At 60.0% G+C, this 24530-nt stretch carries 17 protein-coding genes; 14 read left to right on the top strand and 3 right to left on the bottom strand.

The window, feature by feature from the left end:
- Nucleotides 1-68 precede the first annotated feature (68 nt).
- The 13 genes from IEW18_RS02615 to trxA all read left to right on the top strand — a co-directional run bounded on the left by IEW18_RS02615 (nt 69) and on the right by trxA (nt 18291).
- Nucleotides 69-1106 carry a glycosyltransferase family 9 protein gene (locus IEW18_RS02615; RefSeq protein ID WP_188556242.1) on the top strand — a complete coding sequence of 346 codons (1038 nt, stop codon included), beginning with the start codon at nt 69-71 and terminating at the stop codon, nt 1104-1106.
- Nucleotides 1107-1322: 216 nt separating this feature from the next.
- Nucleotides 1323-2555, top strand: a complete 1233-nt coding sequence (locus IEW18_RS02610; RefSeq protein ID WP_188556241.1) for a M16 family metallopeptidase — start codon at nt 1323-1325, stop codon at nt 2553-2555.
- A 314-nt stretch (nt 2556-2869) separates the two neighbouring features.
- Nucleotides 2870-3316: a YDG/SRA domain-containing protein gene (locus IEW18_RS02605; protein WP_188556240.1), complete on the top strand. Its 447-nt coding sequence runs from the start codon at nt 2870-2872 to the stop codon at nt 3314-3316.
- A gap of 66 nt (nt 3317-3382) precedes the next feature.
- A complete protein-coding gene (locus tag IEW18_RS02600; RefSeq protein ID WP_188556239.1) occupies nt 3383-4024 on the top strand; it encodes an O-methyltransferase in 642 nt (213 codons plus the stop codon).
- Between the two features lie 544 nt (nt 4025-4568).
- Complete coding sequence (locus IEW18_RS02595) at nt 4569-7556, top strand: TonB-dependent receptor (protein ID WP_188556238.1); 2988 nt, start codon at nt 4569-4571, stop codon at nt 7554-7556.
- Between the two features lie 256 nt (nt 7557-7812).
- Entirely contained in the window at nt 7813-10047 is a 2235-nt protein-coding gene (locus IEW18_RS02590; protein WP_188556237.1) for a LysM peptidoglycan-binding domain-containing protein, read from the top strand.
- 47 nt (nt 10048-10094) lie between these two features.
- Nucleotides 10095-10916: a LysM peptidoglycan-binding domain-containing protein gene (locus tag IEW18_RS02585; RefSeq protein WP_188556236.1), complete on the top strand. Its 822-nt coding sequence runs from the start codon at nt 10095-10097 to the stop codon at nt 10914-10916.
- Nucleotides 10917-11245: 329 nt separating this feature from the next.
- Nucleotides 11246-11692 (top strand): hypothetical protein, encoded by a 447-nt coding sequence (locus IEW18_RS02580; RefSeq protein WP_188556235.1) that lies wholly within the window; start codon nt 11246-11248, stop codon nt 11690-11692.
- Nucleotides 11693-11865: 173 nt separating this feature from the next.
- Nucleotides 11866-15582 (top strand): DNA polymerase III subunit alpha, encoded by a 3717-nt coding sequence (dnaE, locus tag IEW18_RS02575; RefSeq protein WP_188556234.1) that lies wholly within the window; start codon nt 11866-11868, stop codon nt 15580-15582.
- A 197-nt stretch (nt 15583-15779) separates the two neighbouring features.
- On the top strand, nt 15780-16301 hold the full coding sequence (locus IEW18_RS02570) for a GbsR/MarR family transcriptional regulator (RefSeq protein WP_188556233.1): 522 nt from the start codon (nt 15780-15782) through the stop codon (nt 16299-16301).
- Nucleotides 16302-16404: 103 nt separating this feature from the next.
- Nucleotides 16405-17325 (top strand): TIGR01777 family oxidoreductase, encoded by a 921-nt coding sequence (locus tag IEW18_RS02565; RefSeq protein ID WP_188556232.1) that lies wholly within the window; start codon nt 16405-16407, stop codon nt 17323-17325.
- Nucleotides 17326-17392: 67 nt separating this feature from the next.
- Nucleotides 17393-17761 carry a hypothetical protein gene (locus tag IEW18_RS02560; protein ID WP_188556231.1) on the top strand — a complete coding sequence of 123 codons (369 nt, stop codon included), beginning with the start codon at nt 17393-17395 and terminating at the stop codon, nt 17759-17761.
- Between the two features lie 200 nt (nt 17762-17961).
- Nucleotides 17962-18291, top strand: a complete 330-nt coding sequence (gene trxA / locus IEW18_RS02555) for a thioredoxin (RefSeq protein WP_135397675.1) — start codon at nt 17962-17964, stop codon at nt 18289-18291.
- Nucleotides 18292-18362: 71 nt separating this feature from the next.
- Here trxA and IEW18_RS02550 read toward each other — a convergent pair whose 3' ends face one another.
- The 3 genes from IEW18_RS02550 to IEW18_RS02540 all read right to left on the bottom strand — a co-directional run bounded on the left by IEW18_RS02550 (nt 18363) and on the right by IEW18_RS02540 (nt 22924).
- Nucleotides 18363-19325, bottom strand: coding sequence for an energy transducer TonB (locus tag IEW18_RS02550; protein ID WP_188556230.1), 963 nt, complete (start codon nt 19323-19325; stop codon nt 18363-18365).
- A 236-nt stretch (nt 19326-19561) separates the two neighbouring features.
- A complete protein-coding gene (locus IEW18_RS02545) occupies nt 19562-20047 on the bottom strand; it encodes an Lrp/AsnC ligand binding domain-containing protein (RefSeq protein ID WP_188556229.1) in 486 nt (161 codons plus the stop codon).
- A 657-nt stretch (nt 20048-20704) separates the two neighbouring features.
- Nucleotides 20705-22924, bottom strand: a complete 2220-nt coding sequence (locus IEW18_RS02540; protein ID WP_188556228.1) for a protein-disulfide reductase DsbD family protein — start codon at nt 22922-22924, stop codon at nt 20705-20707.
- Nucleotides 22925-23152: 228 nt separating this feature from the next.
- On the opposite strand from IEW18_RS02540, the gene IEW18_RS02535 reads away from it, so the two are divergent.
- Complete coding sequence (locus IEW18_RS02535; protein WP_188556227.1) at nt 23153-24481, top strand: hemolysin family protein; 1329 nt, start codon at nt 23153-23155, stop codon at nt 24479-24481.
- The last annotated feature ends 49 nt before the right edge of the window (nt 24482-24530 follow it).

Below are 24530 nucleotides of genomic sequence, written 5' to 3'. Positions count from 1 at the left end.
GCCAGTAATAAGACAAAAAGGTGGTGAACGGGCGAGTAAGCGGTATCTTTGTGGCCTGCTATTGCACTATGCCCGAGCCCGCCAACCGTTCCGCCGTCCTGCTGATTCAAACTGCCTTCATTGGCGACGTCATTCTGGGCACGGCGCTGCTGGAGCACTTGCAGCGCACGGAGCCCGGCACGCCCGTCGATTTTCTGGTGCGCAAGGGCAACGAAGGGCTGCTGAAAAGCCACCCGCACGTGCGGCAGGTACTTATCTGGGACAAGAAGAAAAGCAAGTACCGCGGCCTGTGGCGCCTGCTCCAGCAGATCCGCCGCGCCCACTACGGCCGGGTAGTCACGCTGCAGCGGTTTGCTTCCACGGGTTTCCTGACGGCCTTCTCGGGGGCACCGGAGCGGATTGGGTTTGACAAAAACCCCTTCGCGGCCCGTTTTACCCGCGCCATTCCGCACGTAATTGGGACGGGCGTGCACGAGGTGTCGCGCAACCTGCACCTGCTGGACCCCACCTACAACGGCCCCCTGACGCCGCCCCGCCTTTACCCCACGGCCGCCGACGAGGCCGCCGCAGCCCAGGTAGCGCGCGACGCGGCCGGTGGCCCCTATATCTGCATTGCGCCTACCTCCGTGTGGTTTACCAAGCAGTTTCCGCAGGAGCAGTGGCAGAAGCTGCTGGCCGCCCTACCTCCCCAGTACACCGTGTTCCTGCTCGGGGGCCCGCCCGATGTGGAAGGCTGTGAGCAGCTCAAGGCCGCCACTACCCGGCCGGGCGTACTTAACCTAGCCGGTAAACTTTCCCTGCTGGCTTCGGCGGCCCTGATGCGGGGCGCTACCCTCAACTACGTCAACGACTCGGCCCCCATGCACCTGTGCTCGGCCGTGGGCGCGCCAGTGTGCGCCGTGTACTGCTCCACAGTCCCGTATTTTGGGTTCGGGCCGCTGAGTCCGTTTTCGAGGGTGGTGCAGATTGAGGAAAAGCTGGAGTGCCAGCCCTGCGGCCTGCATGGCCACCGCCAATGCCCCCTGGGCCACTTTCGCTGCGCCCACGGCATCGAAACCCAGCAGCTACTGGCCGCGCTGGCGGAGGCGGAGAAGTATAGGGTGTGAGGGTATGAAGGTGTGAGGGCAAGAGTTTAACACAAGCTGTTCCGCTTTGCTACGTTCAGACCACCGACTCTCTCGAACTCCTACCCTCCTACCCTTCGTTGCTGTACCTTTGCAACCAGCTGCGCACTTGCGTGGTTATACAGGGCCGGGGGAGTACTTGGTTGCGCTAGATAAAACCAAGGTCCCAAGCCCCCAAGTCCCTAAGACCCCAACTAAATGTCTGATTACGACCTGTACGAGCTGCCCAACGGCATCCGGGTTCTGCATAAACAAGTTCTGCACACCAAAATTGCGCACTGCGGCTTCCTGCTGGATATCGGCTCCCGCGACGAAAAGCCCCATCAGTTGGGTTTGGCGCACTTCTGGGAGCACATGGCCTTCAAGGGCACCGAAAAGCGCAAGAGCTTCCACATCCTGAACCGCCTGGAAACGGTAGGCGGCGAGCTGAACGCCTATACTACCAAGGAGAAAATCTGCTTTTACGCCTCCCTGCTGAGCACTCACTTCGAGCGGGCTTTCGAGCTGCTGACCGACCTGACGTTTCACTCGGTGTTTCCGGAAAAGGAGATTGAGAAGGAGCGCGGCGTGATTCTGGAGGAAATGGCCATGTACCACGACGCCCCCGAGGACGCCATCATCGACGACTTCGACGACGTAGTATTTGCCCGCCACACGCTGGGCCACAACATTCTGGGCACGCGGGAAAGCGTGTCGGGTTTTCAGCAGGCCGATTTCCGGCAGTTTCTGCAGGACAATGTGCGCACCGACCGGCTGGTGTTCAGCTCCGTTAGCAACCTGCCTTTCAAGGAAGTAAAGCGCCTGGCCGATAAGTTTCTGGCTCCGCTACCGGCCAAGCTGGGCGAGCGGCCGCGCACGCCTTTCTCGGGCTACCAGCGCCTGGAGCGGGTAGAGCGCAAACCCATTACCCAGGCCCACTGCCTGATTGGCGGCCCCGCCTACGCCCTGCACGATGAGCGGCGCATTCCGTTTTTCCTGCTGAGCAACCTGCTGGGCGGCCCCGGCATGAACTCCCGCCTCAACCTGGCCGTGCGCGAGAAGTATGGCCTCGTCTACACCATCGACGCGACGTACTCTCCTTACACCGACACGGGCCTGTTTGGCATTTACTTCGGCACGGAGAAAAAGCAAGTAAACCGCACGATTTCCCTGGTGCAGAAGGAGCTGAAGCGCCTGCGCGAGCAAGCCCTGGGCACCTCCCAACTGCACACGTCCAAGGAGCAGCTCATGGGCCAGCTGGCTATGGCCGAGGAAAGCAACGGTGGCCTCATGCAGCTCCTGGGCAAAAGTACCCTCGACCTGGGCCGGGTAGAAAGCATCAACGAAATCTTCGAGCAAGTCCGGGGTATTACTTCTTCTCAGCTCCTGGAGCTGGCCAACGACATTCTGCACGAGGACAGTCTGAGCGTGCTGCAGTACGTGCCGGAGTAGCTTGGTTAAGGGCATGAGGGCAGGAAGGTAAGCGGGTAGGAGTACGCTAGGTATGCCCTCAAGTCAGCAAACTGAGGAAGGAGATATTAAATAAACTCGCCGGTCATCCTGAGCGGGAGCGAAGGACCTTTCACGAAAGCACGGCAGCGCAACAACGACTCGTTCAGGCGTGACAACGTCCTTCGCTCCCGCTCAGGATGACAGATGGCTTTTACCTTCACCCTCCTACCCAAGCCAGCGCGGAATAAAGGCCGTCGGGTATATCCACGATGGTTTTTTACCTCTTACCCTCACACCCTCCTACCCTACCTCTCATGCCCATCTTCGGCCACATCAGCTACTACCGGCCCGGCGACGTGCTGGAGAACCGGCTGGCGCTGAGCCGGGCGGGGCTGCACCGGCCTACCCGGGCGGGCGTGAGCGGTAGTGAGCTGGAGGGCGCCGACTCCATTATCCTGGCCGACCAGTACGAGGACGATGATTTTCGGGAGGAAGACATCATCTACTCCGGCAGCGGGGGCCGCGACCCGCGCTCGGGCAAGCAGGTCACCAACCAGGAAATGACGGGCCGTAACCTGATGCTGCGTTGCAGTCTGGAAACCGGCCTTCCCGTGCGCGTATTCCGCAAGGTGCCCACCGAAACCGGCAGCGGCTACCGCTACGAGGGCCTCTACCAGGTAGTAAATGCGGTGTACGAGGCCGGCAAGTCGGGCTTTCTGGTCTGGAAGTTTCGGCTGGTGCCCTGCAAGGCGGGCAGCTGAAACTTCCAGACCAGCGCTACTCCGCCCCATGATAATCCGTGAAATCCGCTCAATCCGTCTAAATCCGTGATTCCCGACGAAGCTCAGCTTTACGCCGACCGCCATACCACCGCCGAAAGCCCCTTGCTGGCCCGCCTCAACCGCGAAACGCACGTGCAACTTCTGCACGCCCGCATGCTTTCGGGCCACGCCCAGGGGCGGCTTTTGAGCATGATTAGCCATATGGTGCGGCCCCGACGAATCCTGGAGCTGGGCACGTTCACGGGCTATTCAGCCCTATGCCTGGCCGAGGGACTGGCCCCCGACGGGCTGCTGTACACCCTGGAGCAGAACCCGGAGCTGGAAAGCCGCATCCGGCGCTACGTGCAGGAAGCGGGCCGGCAGGAGCAGATTCATCTGCACATTGGCGATGCGCGCCAACTGCTGCAGAGCCTGGCGGAAACCTGGGACCTGGTGTTCATCGACGCCGACAAAATCAACAACGACACCTATTATGAGCTGGTGCTGCCCCAGGTCCGGCCCGGCGGGTTTCTGCTCATTGACAACGTCCTCTGGGGCGGCAAAGTGGTAGACTCCTACCCCGTGAAGCCCGCCGACAAGGACACTCGCGCCGTGCGCGCCTTCAATGACAAGGTGCAGGCCGACGAGCGGGTAGAAAACGTATTTCTGCCCTTGCGCGACGGGCTGCTGCTGGTGCGCAAGAAGTGAGTAGGGAGTGAACCATCAGGGCGTAGCGTATAGTAGTGTAAAGCAGCGTATAAAAAGGAACGTCATGCCGAGGCGCAGCCGAAGCATCTCGCTCGAATCGTTAGGTAGTAACTCCAACGGCAGCCGAGCGAGATTCCTCGCGGGGCTCGGAAGAGCGGCTACCACCCCAACTTCAGCACGCGAGATGCTTCGGCTGCGCCTCGGCAGGACGTTCTCTTAGTTCAGAACGGCAGCCGGACGGCACGTTTCCGCTTCGCTGCGGACGGGCCGTTTTTGCGGCAACTGCTACCTCGTTATTATCCCGTTCAAGGCGGCTTCCATGCGGATGCTGCGGGCGTGGCGGAGTCCTTTTCAGCCAGGACAGCCGGCCTACAACCAGCGCCGCTGCCCCAACGGTGAGAGCAACCGTAAAAACGGTTTTGCCAGATCTACAAGCACTTAAAGACTTACCCGCACGGTGGAGCTTCAAAATAAATTGCCTCATCATTAAACATCGGGGGAAAAGCTGCGTCTATCCCGGCTAGTGACTTACCTCCTCCGACTGATGCAAAAACGTTTTCTACTCCTGCTGCTCCTGCTCACGATGCTTATGGGGGCGGCGCAGGCGCAAACTACCACCGTCAGCGGGCGGGTAGTCGACGGCAAAGACCAGTCGCCACTGATTGGGGCCAACGTGCTGCTCACCCAGCTACCCGACTCGACCAAACGGGGCGCCGCCGTGGAGGCCGATGGCTCTTTCTCGGTGCCCGGCGTGGCTCCCGGCCGCTACGTGCTGGTGGTTTCCTTTCTGGGCTACCAGAACCTGCGTCGCACGGTGGAGGTAGGCGCGGGCCAGCCGCTGGCCCTGGGTACGCTAGGCCTGCAAGCCGGCGGGGGCATTGCCCTGAAAGGCGTGGAAGTGGTGGGGCGGGCCGCCGCGGCCGTGCAAAAGGGCGACACGGCTCAGTTCAACGCCGGCTCCTTTAAAACCAACCCCGACGCCAACGCCCAGGACTTGATTACCAAGATGCCGGGCGTGACCGTGGACCCCACCTCGGGCCGGGTGCAGGCCCAGGGCGAGCAGGTGCAGCGGGTGCTGGTAGATGGCAAAGAGTTTTTTGGCAACGACCCCGACGCCGTGCTCAAAAACATTCCGGCCGAAGTCATCGACAAGATTCAGGTGTATGACCGGTCTTCGGACCAAGCCCAGTTCACGGGCTTTGATGATGGCAACCAGCAGAAAACCATCAACATCGTGACCAAGCCCAGCTTCCGCAACGGCACGTTTGGGCGGGTGCTGGCCGGCTACGGCCCCCAGGACGACCGGTACCGGGTCAGCGGCAACCTCAACCAGTTCAAGGGCAAGCAGCGCCTCTCGGTGGTAGCCCAGAGCAACAACGTGAACGAGCAGAACTTCGGGACCGAGGATTTGCTGGGCGTGGTGGGCTCCTCGCGCCAGGGCGGCGGCGGCGGGCAGGGCCAACGGGGTCAGGGCGGCGGCCGCGTGGGCGGGGGCGGTCAAGGTGGCCAGGGCGGGGGCGGTAATAACGCCGGCGACTTTCTGGTAAGCCAGCAGGGCGGCATCTCGAAAACCCACGCCCTGGGCCTAAACTACTCGGACAGCTGGGGCACCAAAACCGACGTGCAGGGCAGCTACTTCTTCAACCTGAGCGACAACACCAGTCGCACCAACCTGCTGCGCCGCTACGTGGCCCCCACCGGCCAAACCCAGGACTTGCGCTACAACGAAAATTCCTTGGCCAGCAGCCGCAACATCAACAACCGCTTTAACCTGCGCCTCGACCACAAGTTCGACTCTTTGAACTCTCTGCTGTGGCGGCCTAGCTTCTCGATGCAGCGCAACACGGGCACCAGCTTGCTGGATGGGCGCACCTTTGAGGCGACGGGCAGCGAGACCGGCACCGACCAGGGCACCAATAACAGCCGCTACCGCTCGGCCCTGACGGGGCTGACAGCCAGCAATCAGCTGCTGTACCGGCACCGCTTCCAGCGCCGGGGCCGCACGTTTTCGTTGGGCCTGAACACGAGCTACAACAACAAGGACGGCGACAATAACCTGCTGTCCAACACCTCCTTCCGGCGCCGGGACACGCTCCGCACGACTACCCTTAACCAGTTCTCGGAGTTGGCGCAAACTGGCTGGGCCTGGACCGGCAACGCCAACTACACCGAGCCCCTGGGCCAGAACAGCATTCTGCAGTTGGGCTATACCATCTCCTACACCCCCAACGACTCCGACAAAAAGACCTACAACTTCTCGCCCGGCGAGCAGCGCTACTCCATTCTCAATGACACGCTGAGCAACGTGTTTCAGAGCCGCTACCTCACCAATACCGGCGAGGTGACGTACCGCTTCCAGACCAAGGACTTCCAATGGGCCGTGGGGGCAGCCGTGCAGAGCGCCCAGCTGCGCAGTGAGCAGGAGTTTCCGCGCCCCGGCACTACCCAGCGCACCTTCCTGAACGTGCTGCCCAATGCCCAGCTGCGCTACAACTTCTCGAAGCAGCAGAACCTGCGGGTCAACTACCGCATGAACACCAACCCGCCCAGCATCAGCCAGTTGCAGGAGGTAGTCAACAACTTCAACCCGCTGCAGCTGACCACTGGCAACCCCAACCTGCGCCAGGAAAACCGCCACAACCTGTTTCTGCGCTACTCCTTGGCCGTGCCCGAAAAGTCGACCTCCTTCTTTGCCCTGCTCGGCGGCTCTTACGTGGATAACTACATCACCAACAACACGATATACGCCGGGGCCGAGCCGGTGGTAGTGGGCGGGGTAGTTATTCCGGCCGGCGGGCAGCTCACGCGGCCCGTCAACCTGAACCAGCAGTACTCCTTGCGTTCCTTCGTGAACTACAGCCTGCCGCTGGCCTTCATCAAGTCGAACCTGAACCTGAACGCCAACGCCACCTACGCCCAAACGCCGGGCCTGGTGTTTGGGGAGCTGAACTACAGCCGCACGCCCAACGTGGGGCTGGGCGCTGTGCTCAGCAGCAACATCAGCCCCGAGCTGGACTTCACGCTGTCCTCGAATTCGAGCCAGAGCTACGTGCGCAACACCCTGCGCCAGCAACTCAACAGCCGCTACTTCCGCCAGAATACCAGCCTGCGCTTCAACTGGATTGTGGTAAAGGGCGTTACGGTGCAGTCTGATGTCAACCACGTCCTGTACACGGGCCTCTCGGCGGGCTACAACCAGAACTTTGTGCTTTGGAACGCCTCTGTAGGCAAGAAGCTGGGGCAGAAGCAGCAGGCGGAAGTCAAGCTGTTTGCCTTTGATTTGCTGGGCCAGAACAACAGCATTCAGCGCAACATCACGGCCGCCTACACCGAGGACATCCAAACCAACATCCTGCAGCGCTACTTCATGCTGATGTTTACCTACAACATCCGCAGCTTCGGCAGCATGGGCCGCGGCGAGGCCCTGCCCGGTGAGGGTCAGCGCCCGGGTGGCCAGCGGCCGGGGGGCTTTGGTCCGCCGCCCGGCGGGGCCCCCGGTGGCTTCGGACCACCGCCCGGTGGAGGCATGTAACCCGCCTGCCTTTCCTTTTCCAGCTACTGACGCCCTACTGCCTGCCGGTGGTAGGGCGTCTGTTTTTAAGTACTACGCTTGTGCTTCCGGCCCGCGCTTTGCTGGGTCCCGGAAGTCGTTAACTGAAAGTAGTATTCTACCATTCTATTGGATTTGCAGCGAAGACGCCCGTCGACACCCAATTTTTCCTCTACTTTGTAGACTGACGGGGCTGGCAACGCATGTGCGGGCAGCCCGGCGTGTTGCTTGCCTGTTTATGAAACGAGTTGTACTCCTGCTATTTTTCCTGCTGCCGCTGCTGGTAGCGGGGCAAACTGTTCCGGTGCCCGCCGAGCTTAATCTGGCGGGCCTGCGCTTGCGCCTTACTCCTGGCGGCCGGGCGGCAATCCAGCAAAAAGTAGATGCCCTGCGGCGTCATCCGGCCTCCTTTCAGGCCCGCGTGGTGCTAGCCGATGCTTATTTCCCGCTGATTGACCGGGTATTTCAGCAGGAAGGCCTGCCCCTGGATTTTCACTTCCTGGCCCTGCAGGAAAGCGGCCTGCAGGGCGACGCCCAGAGCATTCATGATGCCGTGGGCTACTGGCAGTTCAAGCGCGAGTCGGCCGCCGACTTTGGGCTAGTGATAAACGACGCCGTGGATGAGCGCAAGCACATTGTGGCCTCCTCGAAAGCAGCCGCGCACTATTTGCTGCGCAACAATAAAACGTTCCGTAACTGGACCAATACGCTGCTCAGCTACAATCTGGGCCTGACCGGCACCAAACCCTACACCCTGCCCACCGACGTCGACGCTACCGAAGTGGAAGTCACGGAGCAGACCAACCCGTACATTCTGACCTTTCTGGCGCACAAAGTGGCCTTTGAGCCGGCCCTGGGACTGAATACGCGGCCGCCCCTGCTGTTCCAGGAGTTTCCGGCTCCGGCGGGCAAGCCCCTGTCGGTTATGGCCCAGGCCCTGCAGCAAAACCCCGAGGACATTGCCAAGCACAACCGCTGGCTGCTGGCCCCTACCGTGCCCACCGACCGGGTGTACACCATGCTGGTGCCCATTACGGACCCCTTGCAGCTTACGGCTCTGGCCGCTCAGCAGAAAAACGCTACCGCCGGTCAGCTCCTCAACCAACCCGCCCCCGACCCGGAAAACGCCGACTTTGTGCGCGTAAACGGCTTGCGGGCGTTGGTGGCCCTGCCCGGCGACACCAAGGAAAGCCTGGCCAAGCGGGCCGGCCTGAAGATGAAGCGGTTCATGCAGTACAATGACCTGTTTGCCTTCGACAACATCGTGCCCGGCCAGCCCTACTTCGTGCAGAAAAAGCGCGACAAAGCCGCCGTAGAATACCACGTAGCCCGCCCCGGCGAGAGTGTCGCCGTTGTGTCGCAGAAGTACGGCATGCGGGCCAAGGCCATCTGGAGCAAGAACCGTATGGCCCGCAACGAGGAGCTGCGCGCCGGCCGTGTGCTCTGGCTGCAGCACACGCGGCCCAAAAATGTGCCCGTTGAGTACGCCGACGGCAACAATGCCACCGCCCTGGCCGCTTTCGAAAAGCCCCTTGCTTCGGCCCCAACCGCTACGCCGGCAGCTGCCGCCCCTACCCCCGCGCCCCAAACCAAGCAGCCCGAAAAGAAGCGTAAGCTGGATGAAACCGAGCCCTATATGGGTCGCACGGCGGGCTCCAGCCGCGTTCTGGAAGATGCCGTGGAAGAGGAAAGCAGCACCGTAGTGCAGCCCGACAGCGCCACCGACGAGCACACCGAAAACCTCAACGAGCTTCCCCCGGTCGCTACCCCAGCTGCTACCCCGAACCCTTCGCCAAGTGCCCCCGCGCCCAAAAAGCCGCTGCCCGCTACCGCTTCCGTGGCCGACGAACCCCAGGACGAGGAACCCCTGGCCGAGCCAGCTGCTACCCCGGCCCCTCGCCCGGCGCCTGTAGCCCCGGCTTCCGTTCCGGTGCCAGCTGCCAAGCCAGCTGCTACTGCTCCCGCGGCCACCCCAGCGGCCCCAGCGGTTACGGCAGCTCCGCGCCCGGCGGCCCCTGTTACGCCGGTACCTACCGTGGTGGAGCCCATTCCGGCCAGCGGTCAGCACGTGGTGCAGCCCAAGGAAAACCTGTATTCAGTGGCCCGCCGCTTTAGTCTGCGCCCCGCCGACATTGTAGCCTGGAACAACTTGCCCCAGAATCCGTCCCTGCGCATCGGGCAGGTACTACGGCTCACGGCCCCGGATGCAGTAAGCGGCGCAGTAACTCCCGCGGCTCCGGTTTCCAAACCCTCGCCTGCTACGCCTAAACCGGCGGTTACCCCGGCGGCGGCGCCCTCCGTTGCAGCCCCCGCCGCGCCGGCCGCCGTGCGGCACACGGTGCAGCCCGGCGAAACGATGTACAGCGTCTCGCGCAAGTACGGGGTCACCATCAAGCAGATCATGGAGTGGAACGGCAAGCCGGATTTCTCCGTGAAGCCGGGCGAAGTACTTGTTATCAAACCCGCTAAGTAGCGAGCCTACCCCTCCCGTTTTTAAGTTAGTTTTCGCTTTTATTTCTCATGCGTTTTTTATCCCGCACCTTTTTTCTGCTAGCTGGTTTGTCCCTGGCCTCCTTCGCCGCCCAGGCCCAGCAAGCACCGCCCGCCCCTACTCTCTCCGACGATTCCGTCCGGGTGATGTCAAGCCTGGTGCAAACCAGCGTCCGCCAGCTCCGCGCCATTTACTTCGAGCCCAACGATGCCCGCGCCGTGGCCCTGATTGACGCGGCGCTGGTGGAAATTCCTACTCTGAATCAGCGCCTGAGCCACTACACGGCCAGCCTTCCGCGCGAGCAGCAGCAACTCCTCGCCCAGCGCCTGCGGAGTCAGCCCTGGCAGGTAGAGTTGAACACGTTGCTGCGCAGCCCCCAGTTCAAGGGCTTTGATGCCCGGGCGGCCAAGAACCCAGCCCTCAAAGACGCCGCGGCTCGCCTGCGTGCTTCGGGCTTTGTGGGCACCAAAGCGGCGGCCGGCTCAGCCCCCGTAGCGCCAGCCAGCGTAGCCACGGCCGCTCCGGCCGCGGCCAAGGCGCAACCCGCTCCAGCCGTGGGGGCCAAGGTGTCGGGCCTTGCCTCAGCTGCCCCGGCTGCTACAGCTACCGTGGCGCCCACCAAAACCCCGACTCCTAGCGTAGCTCCGGCCGCTGTAAAGCCCCAGCCCGCTGCCCCGGCAAAGGCCACCGCGTCAAAAGCGGCCCGCAGCCACACCGTACAAAAAGGCGAAACGCTGTTCAGCATTTCCAAGCAGTACAAGGTCACGCCCGCCCAGTTGCAGGAGTGGAATAGCAAGAGCGACGGAGCCGTGAAAATCGGGGAAGTACTGACCGTGGAAGCTACCAAATAGCCCATTGGTACCGCTTGCACAAAGGCAGCCTGCTTTATCAGGCTGCCTTTTTTGTTGGCCGCCATAGTAGCCGTTTTCCACACCTACTACCCTGGCTTGCTAGCTGGCAACTACCCCTTGGCGTTCTTTCAGCCTGCGCCTGAACAGGGAGTAGCCTTTAGGTATATGCCAGCCGGGCCGCCCCTTATGTTGGCTGACTTTTCCTCGTCCCCTTTCCACAGCCAGGACCGGGAGGTGAGGCCAACAACTTGGGGCGAAACTCCGTTTTCTTGTTCGGTTTGTAGCTTGCCCCCATGAAGCCGTTAGGAATACACTGGTTAGTCTCTTTTTTGAGTGGAATACTGCTGCTGCCCGCGCCGGCGCTGTCACAGAACATGTCGTCCTTCTCGGCGCCGACGCCGGCCCCGGTCCCGAGTTCGGACGCGGAAGCTCATTTGCTTACCTACATCCACGACTACGTAGCCTATTCCCGAGAGCTATTCACCACCACAACCGACACGGCGGCCATTCGCGTAGCCCGGCGTATGGTGGCGGAAATGACACCGCGCCGGGATAGTGTAGCGGTGGAAATGTACAGCTGGCTTATTGTTCTGTCCGAAAAGCAACGGCAGCAGGCCCAGCGCCGGCTCACGGCCAGCCAGGTGTGGGCCGACATGAACGCCATGCCCCGCAGCCCGGAGTTCAAGCGGTTTTACCGGCGGGTAGAAGAGAATCCGCAGCTGGCCGAGGCCGTCATCCAGCTGGAGCAAGCCGAATTAACTAAGCTCAAGCAGTAGAGCCTACTTGCGCCCCGGAAGCGGCCCCTACAGCACCAAGTGGAGGTCCGCTTACCGGCTGCTGCTTGCTGATAATACGCCAAAATCCCTTGCCGCGCACTCTTTTCCGGCGGCTGTTTCGTGGGTAACTTTACTTTCCACTTGGCGCCCTAACGGCGCCCGGTCTGTTGCCCATGCCCGTATTCTCGCACCTTCATTGCCACACCCAATATTCCCTGCTCGATGGTCAGGCCAGCATTTCGGCCCTGATGAAAAAGGCCCAGGCCGACGGTATGCCCGCCGTGGCCCTCACCGACCACGGCAACATGTTCGGGGCCTTCAACTTTGTAGCCGAGGCGAATAAGTACAATGTGAAGCCCATTGTGGGCTGCGAGTTTTACCTGGTAGAGGACCGGCACAAGAAAAGCTTTAGCCGGGAAAAGGGCGAGCGGGACGTGCGCCACCACCAGCTGCTGCTGGCCAAGGACCAGGCCGGCTACCAGAACCTGGCCAAGCTCTGCTCCATGAGCTTTATTGAGGGCGTGTACTCCAAGTATCCGCGCATTGATAAGGAACTGCTGCTCCAGTATAGCGAGGGCCTGATTGCTACCTCCTGCTGCATCGGGGCCGAGATTCCGCAGGCCCTGCTCTGGAAAACGGAGGAAGAAGCCGAGAAGCTGCTGCAGTGGTGGCTGGACGTGTTCGGGCCGGACTACTACATCGAAATTCAGCGCCACGGCATCGAGAACATCGATAACACGGGCAAAAGCCAGGAGGATCTAAACCAGATTCTGCTGAAGTGGGCCCAGAAGTACAACGTCAAGGTAATCTGCACCAACGACTCCCACTACGTGAATCAGGACGACTTTGCGCCCCACGATTTGCTGTTGTGCGTGAATACGGGCGAGGAGCACAGCATCCCGGTGGGCGACTTCCAGACCAAGTACTTCCGCTTGGTTTCGGGGGAAAACAAGGTGCTCTACGACCACTTGGACAACCTGCGCCCCCTGGCTTCCTCCGACGACCAGGTGCGCCGCCAGCTCATGCGCATTGATGAGGAGGCTCAGATGCCCAAGCCCCGCTCCCGCTTCGGTTTCCCCAACGACCAGTTCTATTTCAAGAGCCAGGACGAGATGAACCACCTGTTCCGGGACGTGCCGGCCAGCGTGGACAACACCAATGAGATTGTCGATAAAATCACGCCGCCCAAGCTGGCGCGCGACATTCTCTTGCCCAACTTCCCCATTCCGGCGCCCTTCGCCAACGCCGACGAGTTCTTGCGCGAGCTGACCTTCGTGGGGGCCTTCGGGCCGGCGGCGGGCACCGGTACCGTAACCATGACTAAGCCGCCGCGCTATTCCGAGCGCACGCCCGAAATCGAGGAGCGCCTTAACTATGAGCTGCGCATCATCGAAACCATGGGGTTTGCCGGCTACTTCCTTATCACCCAGGACTTTATCAACCACGGCCGCAGCATGGGCGTGGCCGTGGGCCCGGGCCGGGGCTCGGCGGCGGGCTCGGCGGTAGCCTACTGCGTGGGCATCACCAACATCGACCCCATAAAGTATAGCCTGCTGTTCGAGCGTTTCCTGAACCCGGAGCGGGTGTCGATGCCTGATATCGACATTGACTTCGACGACGTGAACCGCCAGCGCGTTATCGACTACGTGGTGGAGAAGTACGGCAAAACCCAAGTAGCCCAGATTATCACCTTCGGTACCATGGCCGCCAAGTCCAGCATCAAGGACGTGGCGCGGGCCATGGAGCTACCCCTACCCCAGACCAACGAACTGGCCAAGATGGTGCCTGAGCAGGTAGGCACCACGCTGGCCAAGGCCTTTGCCGAAAATCAGGAGCTGGACATGATCCGGCGCGACGACGCGCCGGACAATCTGCGCGGGCAGATTCTGCGCCTGGCCGAGAAGCTGGAAGGCTCGGTGCGCAACACGGGCATCCACGCCGCCGGCGTCATCATCGCCCCCGACGACATCACCAAGTACATTCCGGTTTCGACCTCCAAGGACTCGGACCTGCTCGTTACCCAGTTCGACGGCAAGGTGATTGAGAGTGCCGGGATGCTGAAAATGGACTTCCTGGGGCTTAAGACGCTCACGATTATCGTGGACGCCCTGGCCCTAATTAAGAAGAACCACGGCGTCGACATCAACATCGACGACATCCCGCTCGACGACCCCAAAACCTACGAGCTCTACCAGCGCGGCGACACCATCGGCACGTTCCAGTTTGAATCCGAGGGCATGCGCATGTACCTCAAGGACCTCAAGCCCACCAACATCGAGGACCTGATTGCCATGAACGCCCTCTACCGGCCGGGCCCCATGCAGTTCATCCCGAACTTCATCAACCGCAAGCACGGCCGCGAGCAGATAGAGTACCCCCACGAGCTGCTGGAACCCATCCTGAACTACTCCCAGGGCATTATGGTGTACCAGGAGCAGATCATGCAGGCGGCCCAGATTCTGGCCGGCTACTCCCTGGGCGGCGCCGACTTGCTGCGCCGGGCCATGGGTAAGAAAGACATGAAGAAGATGGCCCAGGAGCGGGAGAAATTCTGCGAGGGCGCCGAGAAGCTGCACGGCATCAAGGCCAAAAAGGCCAACGAAGTGTTCGACGTAATGGAAAAGTTTGCGGCCTACGGCTTCAACCGCTCCCACTCCGCCGCTTACTCCGTGGTAGCGTATCAGACGGGCTACCTCAAGGCCAACTACCCCGCCGAGTACATGGCCGCCGTGCTGACCAACAACATGTCGGACATCAAGAAGGTAACCTTCTTTATTGAGGAGGCGCGCCGCCAGGGCGTGGCTGTACTCGGGCCCGACGTCAACGAATCCATCCTCAAGTTTAACGTAAACGAAAAGGGCCAGATCCGCTTCGGCATGGCCGCCGTGAAGGGCGCCGGCGAGGCTGCCATTGAGAGCATTGTGCAGGAGCGCGACAAAAAAGGCCCCTACACTGATATTTTCGACTTTTCGAAGCGCGTCAACCTGCGGGCCGTCAATAAGAAAACCTTCGAAAGCCTGGCCCTCTCCGGGGCCTTCGACTCGTTTGAGCGTTACCACCGCCGCCAGTTCGTGGAGGCCCCTTCGGGCGACCAGAACCTAATCGAAAAGGCCGTGCGCATGGGCCAGCAGTACCAGGCCGACCAGGACTCGGCCCAGCAGAGCCTGTTTGGGGGCGGGGCCTTTGGGGCGGTAGCCATGCCCCTACCCAAGGTAGCCGACATGGAGCCCTGGGCGGCTACGGAGCTATTGCGCCGCGAGAAAGAGGTAGTAGGCTTCTACCTCTCGGGCCACCCTTTGGATGATTTCAAGCTCGAAATTGACTCCTACTGCACCTGCGGGCTGGACAAGGTAGAGAACTACAAGAACCGCGAGGTGACGGTAGCGGGCCTGATTTCTAACGTGCTGTTCAAAACCACCAAAACTGGCCAGCCCTTCGTTTCCTTCAGCGTGGAAGACTACGAGTCGAGCCTGAACCTGGCTTTGTTCCGCGACGACTACAGCCGGTTTTCAGCCCTGATTAACCCGCGCAACTACGACAAGGAGCAGGTGCCGCCCATGTACATCCGGGGCAAGTACGCCCAGCGCTTCCGCGACTCCGACCAGTTCGAGTTTAAGATTCTGACCATGGAGCCCCTGTTCAACGTGGCTGAGAAGCTGGCTAACGGTGTGCGGGTACAACTGGATTTGCGCACCATCACGGAGCCCTTCATGGATCGGTTCATGGAAGCCGTGGAAGGCGCGCCCGGTTCCAAAAAGCTCGAAATCAAGTTCGCCGAGCCCCACGAGCACCTCACGGTGGACACCTACTCCCGCCGCTACCGCATCGAGCCCAAGGAGTTTATTCGCAAAATGCGCGAAATGGAAATCGAGGCTTGTCAGTTGATTTAGCGTAGATTTTAACTTAACAAAACGTCATTCCGAGCGGAGTGAGGAATCTCGCGGGCTGATGTTGCAATGGTAATCCTACATCAGCCCGCGAGATTCCTCGCTCCGCTCGGAATGACGTTTTGTTACTAAGCGTTTTGCTTAAAAAATATTCTTTCAATTTTTATTGAAAGTTTAAAATACTCTTCTACATTTGAGCCATGCAACTCGACGAAGCCAAGCGCAGATTCATTGAAGGCTGGGGCACTCTGGGCTCGGCCTGGGGCGTGAGCCGCACGATGGCGCAGGTGCACGCCTTGTTGCTGGTATCGGTGGGGGCGCTGAGCACCGAGGACATTATGGAGCAGCTGCAGATTTCCCGGGGCAACGTGAACATGAACGTGCGTGCCCTCATGGACTGGGGCATTGTGCGCAAGGAGCTGCGGCCCGGCGAGCGGCGGGAGTTTTTCTCGGCCGAGAAAGACATTCACCGCGTGGCCACCCTGATTTTAAAGGAGCGTCGCAAGCGGGAGCTGGAGCCTATTATGCGCGTGCTGGGCGAAATCAGCCAGGTGGAGCCAAGTGCCACTACCACTCCCGAAGAAGCCGAGGCGTTTACCAAGATGATCGGCAGCATCCACAACTTCGCTGAGTTTGCTGACCGGGCCGCCGCTACCCTCATCAAGGCCGATGAGAACTGGTTTCTCAGTACGTTCATGAAGCTGATGCGGCCCGGCACGTAGTTTGGCTTATTTTTTTGATTCTTTATTTCAAATTTTATTGAAAGTTTAAAATTAATCATACGCATTTTTAAGACACTTCTCCTCCTACCTATTTTTTACTCTCATGAATCAGCCCCGATTGATCTTAGCTGGCGGCACCGGTTTCCTGGGTCACCACCTGGCGCGCTATTTTCAGCAACTAGGCTACGAGGTTGTAACGCTCACGCGCCAAGTCCGGCGCTTTGGCCAAACGGCCTGGGACGGCCGCACCCTGGGTGCCTGGGCGGCGAAGCTGGAAGGGGCCGCGGCCGTTATCAATCTGGCGGGCCGGAGCGTGGATTGCCGCTACAACGCCGCCAACAAATACGCCATTACCCGCAGCCGCACGGAAAGCACCCGGGTGCTGGGTCAGGCCATTGCCCGCTGCCAGAACCCGCCGGCGGTGTGGCTGAATTCCTCCTCGGCTACGATTTACGCCCACACGACCGGCCAGCAGCCCGCCAACTCGGAAGCTACCGGCCAGTTGGGCCGCGACTTTTCGGAGATGGTAGCCCAGCAGTGGGAAGCGGAGTTCTGGCTGGCTCCTACCCCCCATACCCGCCGCTTAGCCTTGCGCACTGCCATTGTGCTCGGGGCCGACGGCGGAGCCCTACCGGTCATGGCCCGGCTGGCCCGATTCGGCCTGTGTACGCCCCAAGGCAGTGGGCAGCAGTGGATAAGCTGGCTGCACCTCACGGATTTCTGCCGGGCCGTGGAATTCCTGCTGGCTCAGCCCACCCTGGAAGGGACCTTCAACCTGTGTGCGCCGGAACCCCTGCTCAACTATGAATTTAATGGCTTGCTGGCGGCCCACTACCTGCCGCGCTGGCGCCTGCCGCAGCCGCGGTGGCTGCTGGAAATCGGGGCCTTCTTGCTGCGCACCGAAACCGAGTTGATTCTGAAAAGCCGCAAAGTGGTGCCGCAGCGGCTGCTGGAGGCGGGCTTCCGGTTTCACTTTCCCTCCTGCCCGGCTGCCCTCACTGATTTACTACCGCAGCTGGCCTAGCCGCTGTTTTAAAACCTTTGCACGCGCTTATTCACTTTTCTTTTCTCGCTTCTAACCCTTCAAAATCATGAACTATTATCTGCTGGTGTACGGGGTATATCTGCCCACCACGGTGCTGCTGACGGTATGGGTAGCCCGCACGCTTTTCAAGAACGGCCGCACGTTCCTGGTCGATATTTTTCACGGCAACGAGCCCCTGGCTGACTCTGTGAACAAGCTGCTGCTGACGGGCTTTTATCTGATTAACATTGGCTACGCTACCCTTACCCTGCGCAGCACGGACGCTATTACCGGCTACCAGCAGTCGGTGGAAACGCTCAGCATCAAGATTGGCACTATCATTCTGATTCTGGGCGGCATGCACTTCTTTAATCTCTATGTGTTCTATAAGCTCCGCAACCGGGCGCAGGAATATGCCCGGGCCTATCACTCGTAAGCCATTCCTCGTGTAATGGGCCCCGGTGGGCCCGGCCTACGTGCGGCCGGGGCCGCCGGGGCTTGGCCCGTATTGGCCGGGCAAGCTGCCACCTTGGCCGAATGAACTTTCCGGCCCGAGCCTTGTTGAAACGCAATCTGCTACCTTGCGGCCCGGTTGACCGTAAACAGCACACACATTCCATTAAACCCCCTACTGTTATGGGACATAAAGCCATCGAGATTACCGATGCTAACTTCGACCAGATCATCAACTCCGATAAGCCCGTGCTCGTGGATTTCTGGGCCGAGTGGTGCGGCCCTTGCCGCATGGTAGGCCCGGTAGTAGAAGAGCTGGCTGGCGAATACGAAGGCAAAGCCATCATTGGCAAAGTTGACGTGGACTCGAACCCGCAGACTTCGGCCAAGTTTGGCATCCGCAGCATCCCCACGCTGCTCGTGTTCAAGAACGGCCAGATTGTAGACAAGCAAGTAGGTGCCGTTCCGAAGCACGTACTAGCTCAAAAGCTTGACGCCCAGGTAACCGCCTAACCTAGCCTGTTACCCACCAAAAAGCCCCGCTTCCTAACCAAGGAGCGGGGCTTTTTGCGAGCAGCAGTTTTCTACTCCTCATCGGGGGCCGAAGCCCGGGCCTCGGAAGGCGGCACCTGGGGTGGGCGCAACCCCGAGAGCAGGGAGAAATTGGGGGCGAAATAGATAGGGATAGTAAAGGTCATGGCGGTGGGCAGGTTGTACTCCCGGCCCGGCTCGAAGGCGGGCAGACTGGCCACTACCCGCCGGGCTTCCTGGTCGGCTTCCGGCGCTAGGCCCTGCACCACGCGCACCTGCCCCACGCGGCCATCCTCGCCCACCGTATAGCTGACGTACACGCTGCCCGTAATGCCTTTGCGCCGACTGTTGCGCGGGTAAGTGGTGTTGCGGGCCACAAAGTTAAGCAAAGCCGCTTCTCCGCCCGGAAACTGGGGCAGCTCCCGCGTGCGTACCTTACCCATGTACGGAGAGCCATCCTTGTTGAAAAAGGCCAGGGCCAGGGGCTTGCCCTGCCGGTCGGGCATTTCAATGGCGCTTAGCTCACCGGTATCGTAGTAGTAGTGCCATTCGCCCACGGGGCGTCCCAGGTTGTAGCGTCCTTCCGAGCGTTTCTGGCCGTTGCGGTGCACGGAAATCCAGCGGCCTACCCGCTGCCCATCGGCGTACTCGCCGCGCTGGCTAACGCGGCCGTCATCGTACCAGCCAATGTAGAGGCCGTCGGCTTCATCGTCCTTGTAGTGCACCTGCCCGGCTTTGCTGCCGCTGGGGTGGTACCAGGTCAGCATCCCGTTGCGCACGGGCGGGTCAATGGAAGACAGGGTGCCGCGCAGCAGCAGCGTACCGGAAAGCGAATATTCCCGCATGGAGTAGGTTCCCAGCAGGTCACTTTTCCGGTCCACAATGCGGTAGTGGGTCGCACTATCGGGGATGGTGGCCTCATCCCGGTTATTTAGGTACACGGCCGGCAGACTTTGCCCCCTACTTAGGTGTACTGCCAACAAGGCAGGCAAGAGAAAAGCGTAACGTATTCTCATGGGCAGCTAGTTAGTAGGCCACAGCGTAGTTAACCACAACGGATGGTACGAAATATAACTAACAGTTTATCAGCGCCCAACACACAATCCAACTAAACCAGAAAAATACTATTTCAGCTTTTTGGGAGTCAATTATGCCCCGGCTACCGGCCGCACTACCCCGCTGAAACGCAGCAGCCGCTACCCCGGCCAGGCAGGGTAGCGGCATACAAAACTGGTAAACCAACCGGGCGCGCTTAGCTGGTACGCTCTTCCACTTCCTGCAACTGGATCGGCCGGTTAAAGGCTTCCTCCAGTGAAATCAGGGTTTCGGTGCGCTCAATACCTTCAATAAGCTGAATCTGCTCGTGCAGCACCTCGCGCAGGTGGTTGGTGTCGCGGCAAATCAGGCGGGCGAAAATGCCGTAGGCGCCCGTCGTGAAATCAATACTCACTACCTCCGGAATCTGGCGCAGCTGCTCTACCACGCTTTCGTACACCGAGCTTTTCTGCAAGTAAATCCCCAGGAAGGCACGCACGCCGTAGCCAAGTTTCTGATAGTCAATCTTGAGGGTAGCCCCCTGCACGATGCCCAGCTCCTCCAGCCGCGCCATGCGCACGTGCACCGTACCGCCTGAAACGTGCACCTTCCGGGCAATTTCCGTGTACGGCATCTTGGCATCTTCAATCAACAGAGCCAGAATCTTCCGGTCGGTGTCGTCAAGTTCGTAATTGCGGGCCATTTTTTTACTGGTTGATTGTATATATTACAATGAAAGCAGGCACTTTTTAAAAAGTATGTAAATTTTTTTTCAAATGTCTGAAATTATTTTATCGCAACAATCAACCCACTACATTTGTCATAATCCAACGCGAACGGCAGGGGATTGTTTTACACACTGTAGAATGGTGAAACTGGCAGACATACCCTCCTCTCTCGGGGGTGGAGATTCGGGAAAAACTGGTCCGGCGGCCGGCTAACTACTCCGTGAAGGTTCGACTCCTTCTTCTACAGCACGAATTGGTATTGGGTGGACTAAGTGAGGAGGAAAACGGGACGTATCTGGGTGGGTACGTTCTGAATCGGGAGGCGGCATCTGGGTGGGTGCCGCCTTTTCTTTTGCCCGGGGCTAGCGTACAGAACATAGCCGGCCTTACATACTATCGTTACCCCGCCAAATTGGCCGCAAAGTTCGCAGTTTATCGCCGGATAAGCACTGGTTATTGTAAAAAAAGCCGACTCTGCTCCGCCGTTATGATAAAGCAAACGGGATGTTAAACTGGTCGCCACGTTAAAGCCCACGGGCAAACGCAACGGTATCTTCTCGGGTATCAAGCAGAAAGCCTACCCCTGGTATTGGTGCCGGAAGTAGGCTTTCTGCTTAACGAATTATTTGCGGCTATCGGCCCGCTACTGCAGCCTGCTGGCGAAACCTGGCTAAGCCAGCATCCAAAAACTGAACAAAGGCCGCTACATCGGGCTCGTAGGCAATAGGAGGCGTCAGGGCGTGCGACAAGTCCGTGGCCGAGTTGGGGTCCAGCAGCACGTAGTAGGGCTGGGCATTCACGTTGAAGCCGGTGAGCTGCACATCGGCGTTTTTCTTGCCCAGAGTCGTTTTCTGCTTGCCGTCGTGGGCCGATACGTACCATTCGTTTTCGGGCAGGCTGGCTTTGTCATCTACGTACAAGGCTACCACTACAAAGTCTTCGCGCAAGCGCTTGAGCACCTGCGGGTCTTTCCAGACGGTGGCCTCCATCTTGCGGCAGTTCACGCAGGCGTGGCCCGTAAAGTCAATGAAGATGGGTTTGTTCTGAGCCCGGGCGCAGCGCTTGGCCTGCTCCAGGTCAAAGTAGCCCGGCAGGCCGTGGGGCAGCTCCAGAAATTCGGCGTAGCGAGGGGCTTCGCAGAGGCTGTTAGCCGTGGTACTAACCGGAGTATCCGTGCCTTGCTCGGGGCGGGCCAGGGTAAAATCGTTGCGGCTTTGGGGAGGTAGGTAGCCGGCCAGCAGGGGCAGCGGGGCCCCAAACAGGCCGGGCACCAAGTAGGTCATAAAGCTGAAGGCCAGCACCGCCATCAGCAGGCGCCCCACGCTCAGGTGCGTCAGGTCGGAGTCGTGGGAGAGTTTGAAGCGGCCCAGCAAGTAAAACCCCAGCAGGCCCGACAAGGCAATCCAGAGCACCAAGTAGATGTCGCGCGGGAGCAGGTTCCAGTGGTAGGCCAAATCGGCCATGCTCAGAAACTTAAGCGCCAGCATCAGCTCCACGAAGCCCAGCACCACTTTCACGGTGTTCAGCCAGCCGCCCGAGCGGGGCAAGCCTTTCAGCCAGGCCGGAAAGATGGCAAACAGGGTAAACGGCAGCGCAAAAGCCAGGGAAAAGCCCAGCATTCCCACCACTGGCGTCACCCGCTCGCCCTGGGCCGCCAAGCTCAAGATGGTAGCTACAATGGGTCCGGTGCAAGAAAAGGACACGACTACCAGGGTAAGCGCCATAAAGAATACGCCCCCCCAACCGCCTTTGTCGGCCTGGGCGTCAATCTTGTTGACCATGCCGTGGGGTAGCGTGATTTCAAACAAGCCCAGAAAGGACAGCCCGAACACCACAAACACCACGAAGAAAATCAGGTTAGGCAGCCAGTGAGTGCTAATCAGATTCAGCCCATCGGCCCCCAGCAAAACCGTGACGAGCAAGCCGACTACCACGTACACGAAGATGATGGAGAGGCCATACACCACGGCCTTCAGAATGCCCTGCTGCCGGCTGCCGGAGCCGCTGGTAAAGAAGGACACCGTCATCGGAATCAGGGGAAATACGCAGGGAGTAATCAGGGCCAGCAACCCCGACACGAAGGCTGCCAACGCGAAGCTCCACAAGCCGCCACTAGTGGCATCCGTGGCAGCGGCGGCGCTACCGGCAGCCAGGCGGGTAGCAGGGGCCACCGCCGCGCCAACGGGCGCAACGGCCGCGCTTACGGTATCCGGGGCAGGAGTAGCAACCGTGGCGGCAGCAGTTGCCGCCGGGGGGTTACTGGCCGCATTAGCCGAGTCTGGGGTAGTTGCGGCAGCTACGCTTGTGGCCGGGGCAACTACGGCGCCCGTGGCGCCTTTGGGAGCAGGCGCGGGGGCGGCGGCAGTACCGGTTACCTCAATCGGGCCGAAGCTCAGGCTTTCCTCGCCCGGAATGCAGCGGCCGTCTACGTCGGTGCAGGTCTGGAACTCGGTTTCGGCCTTGACGGTGAGGGCCCCGGGCTGTAGCACACGGATGCGCTGCCGAATCTGGCCGGTGCGCTCAAAGTACGTCACGTCGCCCTTGAATACGTCGTCGTATTTTTTCTTGGTACCAATGGACTGGGGCTTGCCCACCAACTCGTAGGCCGGACTTTTGGCGAAGGTGAAGGTAAACACCGTCGGGCCCAGGTCGGGGTCGAAGTTGGTGGCGTACAGGTGCCAGGTGTTGTCGATGCGGGCATTGACGATGAGCTCGACCTCCTCGCCTACCTTCGCCGCCGGCTTGCTGATGGCAGTGGAAAGCGTGGTAGGCGTCAGAATCTGGGCGGCGGCCCTGAGCGTAGTCAGGAGCAGGAGCACCAGCGGGAGCAGAAAAAATTTACTGCGGGGCATGAGTTCGGGGAAGAAACAGCAAGAGAAAGTCGACAGAAATACAAAGGTCGGCAGAAACCGCAACAGCCGGATGGCAACAGGAGTTTTATGCCCGCCGTCTATTCCTTGCTACGCCAACTATAACCTTGTGCCCGGCGGCCTCGTCATTCATTCCGAACCGCTTGCGCCGAATGTCGTACTTTTGCCTTACAAAGGAAGGCAGGCCGGTCGAGTCTCGCTTCCGAACCTATGGGCTTAAAAATATTACTAACAATTCTGCTGGTGCTGGTGAACGGCTTTTTTGTGGCCGCCGAATTTGCCTTCGTCAAAGTTCGCCTCTCGCAGATTGAGATAAAAGCACAGAGCGGCAACCGCCTGGCTAAACTCGTGCAGAACATGCTGCACGACCTGAACTACTATTTATCGGCTACGCAGCTGGGCATTACGCTGGCGTCGCTGGCCCTGGGTTGGATTGGGGAAAGCGTGGTAGCGGAGGTGGTTATGGCCATCATTCACCAGTTTCACATTACCCTCTCCGACGCAACCGTGCACCAGATTGCCTTGGTCACGTCCTTTACCCTGATTACGGTACTGCACATTGTGCTTGGGGAACAGGCTCCCAAAGTGCTGGCCATTCAGAAGCCGGAAACAACCAGCATTGCCATTGCGGCGCCCCTGTACGCGTTTGCCTTCGTAACCAAGCCCCTGATTTGGCTTCTCGATAGGCTCTCGAACATGGTAGCCGGCTTGTTTGGCGGCAATGCCACCCACGGCTCCGAAGTGCATACCTCCGAGGAGCTGCGCCTGCTGCTCGACCAGAGCAAGCAGAGCGGTGAGATTCAGGAGTCAGAACACGAGTTGCTGGAAAACGTGTTCGAGTTCAACGACCGGATGGTCAAGCAAATCATGGTTCCCCGTACCAAGCTTTGCGCCATTGCGGTAGACACGCCCGAGGACGGCGTGCTGGAAATGGTGTACAACGAGGGCTACTCGCGCATTCCCGTGTACGAGGACAACGTCGACAACATCGTGGGGGTACTCTACGTGAAGGACCTGCTGCAAATCATTCGGCGGCACGAGCCCATTGAGCTGGCCAAGATCATGCGGCCGGCGTACTTCGTCCCCGAAACCAAGAAAATCAACCGCCTGCTGCGCCAGTTTCAGCGCAAGCACATGCACATGGCCATCGTCTCGGACGAGTTTGGGGGCGTGTCCGGCATCGTGACCATCGAGGACATCATGGAGGAACTCGTGGGTGAAATCCAGGACGAGTACGACAACGAGGTACCGGTAGTAGAGAAAGTATCCGAGTCGGAGTACCGCGTAAACACCGCCACGGCCATTCCCGACGCCAATGAGTACCTCCCCTACCCCCTGCCCGAGGGCGACGATTATGAAACCGTGGGGGGCTTGCTCAATGTGCTCTACGGCAACATTCCGGAGGTCGGCGACGTGGCCGTACTCGACAACTACGAGTTCCGGGTGCTGAAACGCTCCCGCCGCGCCGTGGAGCTAGTGCAACTGCGCGTGACCACCGAGCAGGAGCAGGAAGAAGCTGACGAAACGCTGGCGCTCTAACTGGTCATAGTGAACAAAGACAAAAAGCCCCGTCGGTTAGTCCGGCGGG

Origin of the sequence: Hymenobacter glacieicola (assembly GCF_014640315.1) — a bacterium.
Lineage (GTDB): Bacteria > Bacteroidota > Bacteroidia > Cytophagales > Hymenobacteraceae > Hymenobacter > Hymenobacter glacieicola.
The sequence above is the reverse complement of the archived record's forward strand: the minus strand, read 5'-3'. Positions and strand labels throughout refer to the sequence as shown.

Coding starts and splice junctions, on each gene's coding strand:
- IEW18_RS02540 (WP_188556228.1), bottom strand. CDS start 22,924: ATGCCCCGCAGTAAATTTTTTCTGCTCCCGCTGGTGCTCCTGCTCCTG.
- IEW18_RS02565 (WP_188556232.1), top strand. CDS start 16,405: ATGAATCAGCCCCGATTGATCTTAGCTGGCGGCACCGGTTTCCTGGGT.
- IEW18_RS02610 (WP_188556241.1), top strand. CDS start 1,323: ATGTCTGATTACGACCTGTACGAGCTGCCCAACGGCATCCGGGTTCTG.
- IEW18_RS02595 (WP_188556238.1), top strand. CDS start 4,569: ATGCAAAAACGTTTTCTACTCCTGCTGCTCCTGCTCACGATGCTTATG.
- IEW18_RS02550 (WP_188556230.1), bottom strand. CDS start 19,325: ATGAGAATACGTTACGCTTTTCTCTTGCCTGCCTTGTTGGCAGTACAC.
- IEW18_RS02585 (WP_188556236.1), top strand. CDS start 10,095: ATGCGTTTTTTATCCCGCACCTTTTTTCTGCTAGCTGGTTTGTCCCTG.
- IEW18_RS02605 (WP_188556240.1), top strand. CDS start 2,870: ATGCCCATCTTCGGCCACATCAGCTACTACCGGCCCGGCGACGTGCTG.
- IEW18_RS02590 (WP_188556237.1), top strand. CDS start 7,813: ATGAAACGAGTTGTACTCCTGCTATTTTTCCTGCTGCCGCTGCTGGTA.
- IEW18_RS02545 (WP_188556229.1), bottom strand. CDS start 20,047: ATGGCCCGCAATTACGAACTTGACGACACCGACCGGAAGATTCTGGCT.
- trxA (WP_135397675.1), top strand. CDS start 17,962: ATGGGACATAAAGCCATCGAGATTACCGATGCTAACTTCGACCAGATC.
- IEW18_RS02615 (WP_188556242.1), top strand. CDS start 69: ATGCCCGAGCCCGCCAACCGTTCCGCCGTCCTGCTGATTCAAACTGCC.
- IEW18_RS02570 (WP_188556233.1), top strand. CDS start 15,780: ATGCAACTCGACGAAGCCAAGCGCAGATTCATTGAAGGCTGGGGCACT.
- dnaE (WP_188556234.1), top strand. CDS start 11,866: ATGCCCGTATTCTCGCACCTTCATTGCCACACCCAATATTCCCTGCTC.
- IEW18_RS02535 (WP_188556227.1), top strand. CDS start 23,153: ATGGGCTTAAAAATATTACTAACAATTCTGCTGGTGCTGGTGAACGGC.
- IEW18_RS02560 (WP_188556231.1), top strand. CDS start 17,393: ATGAACTATTATCTGCTGGTGTACGGGGTATATCTGCCCACCACGGTG.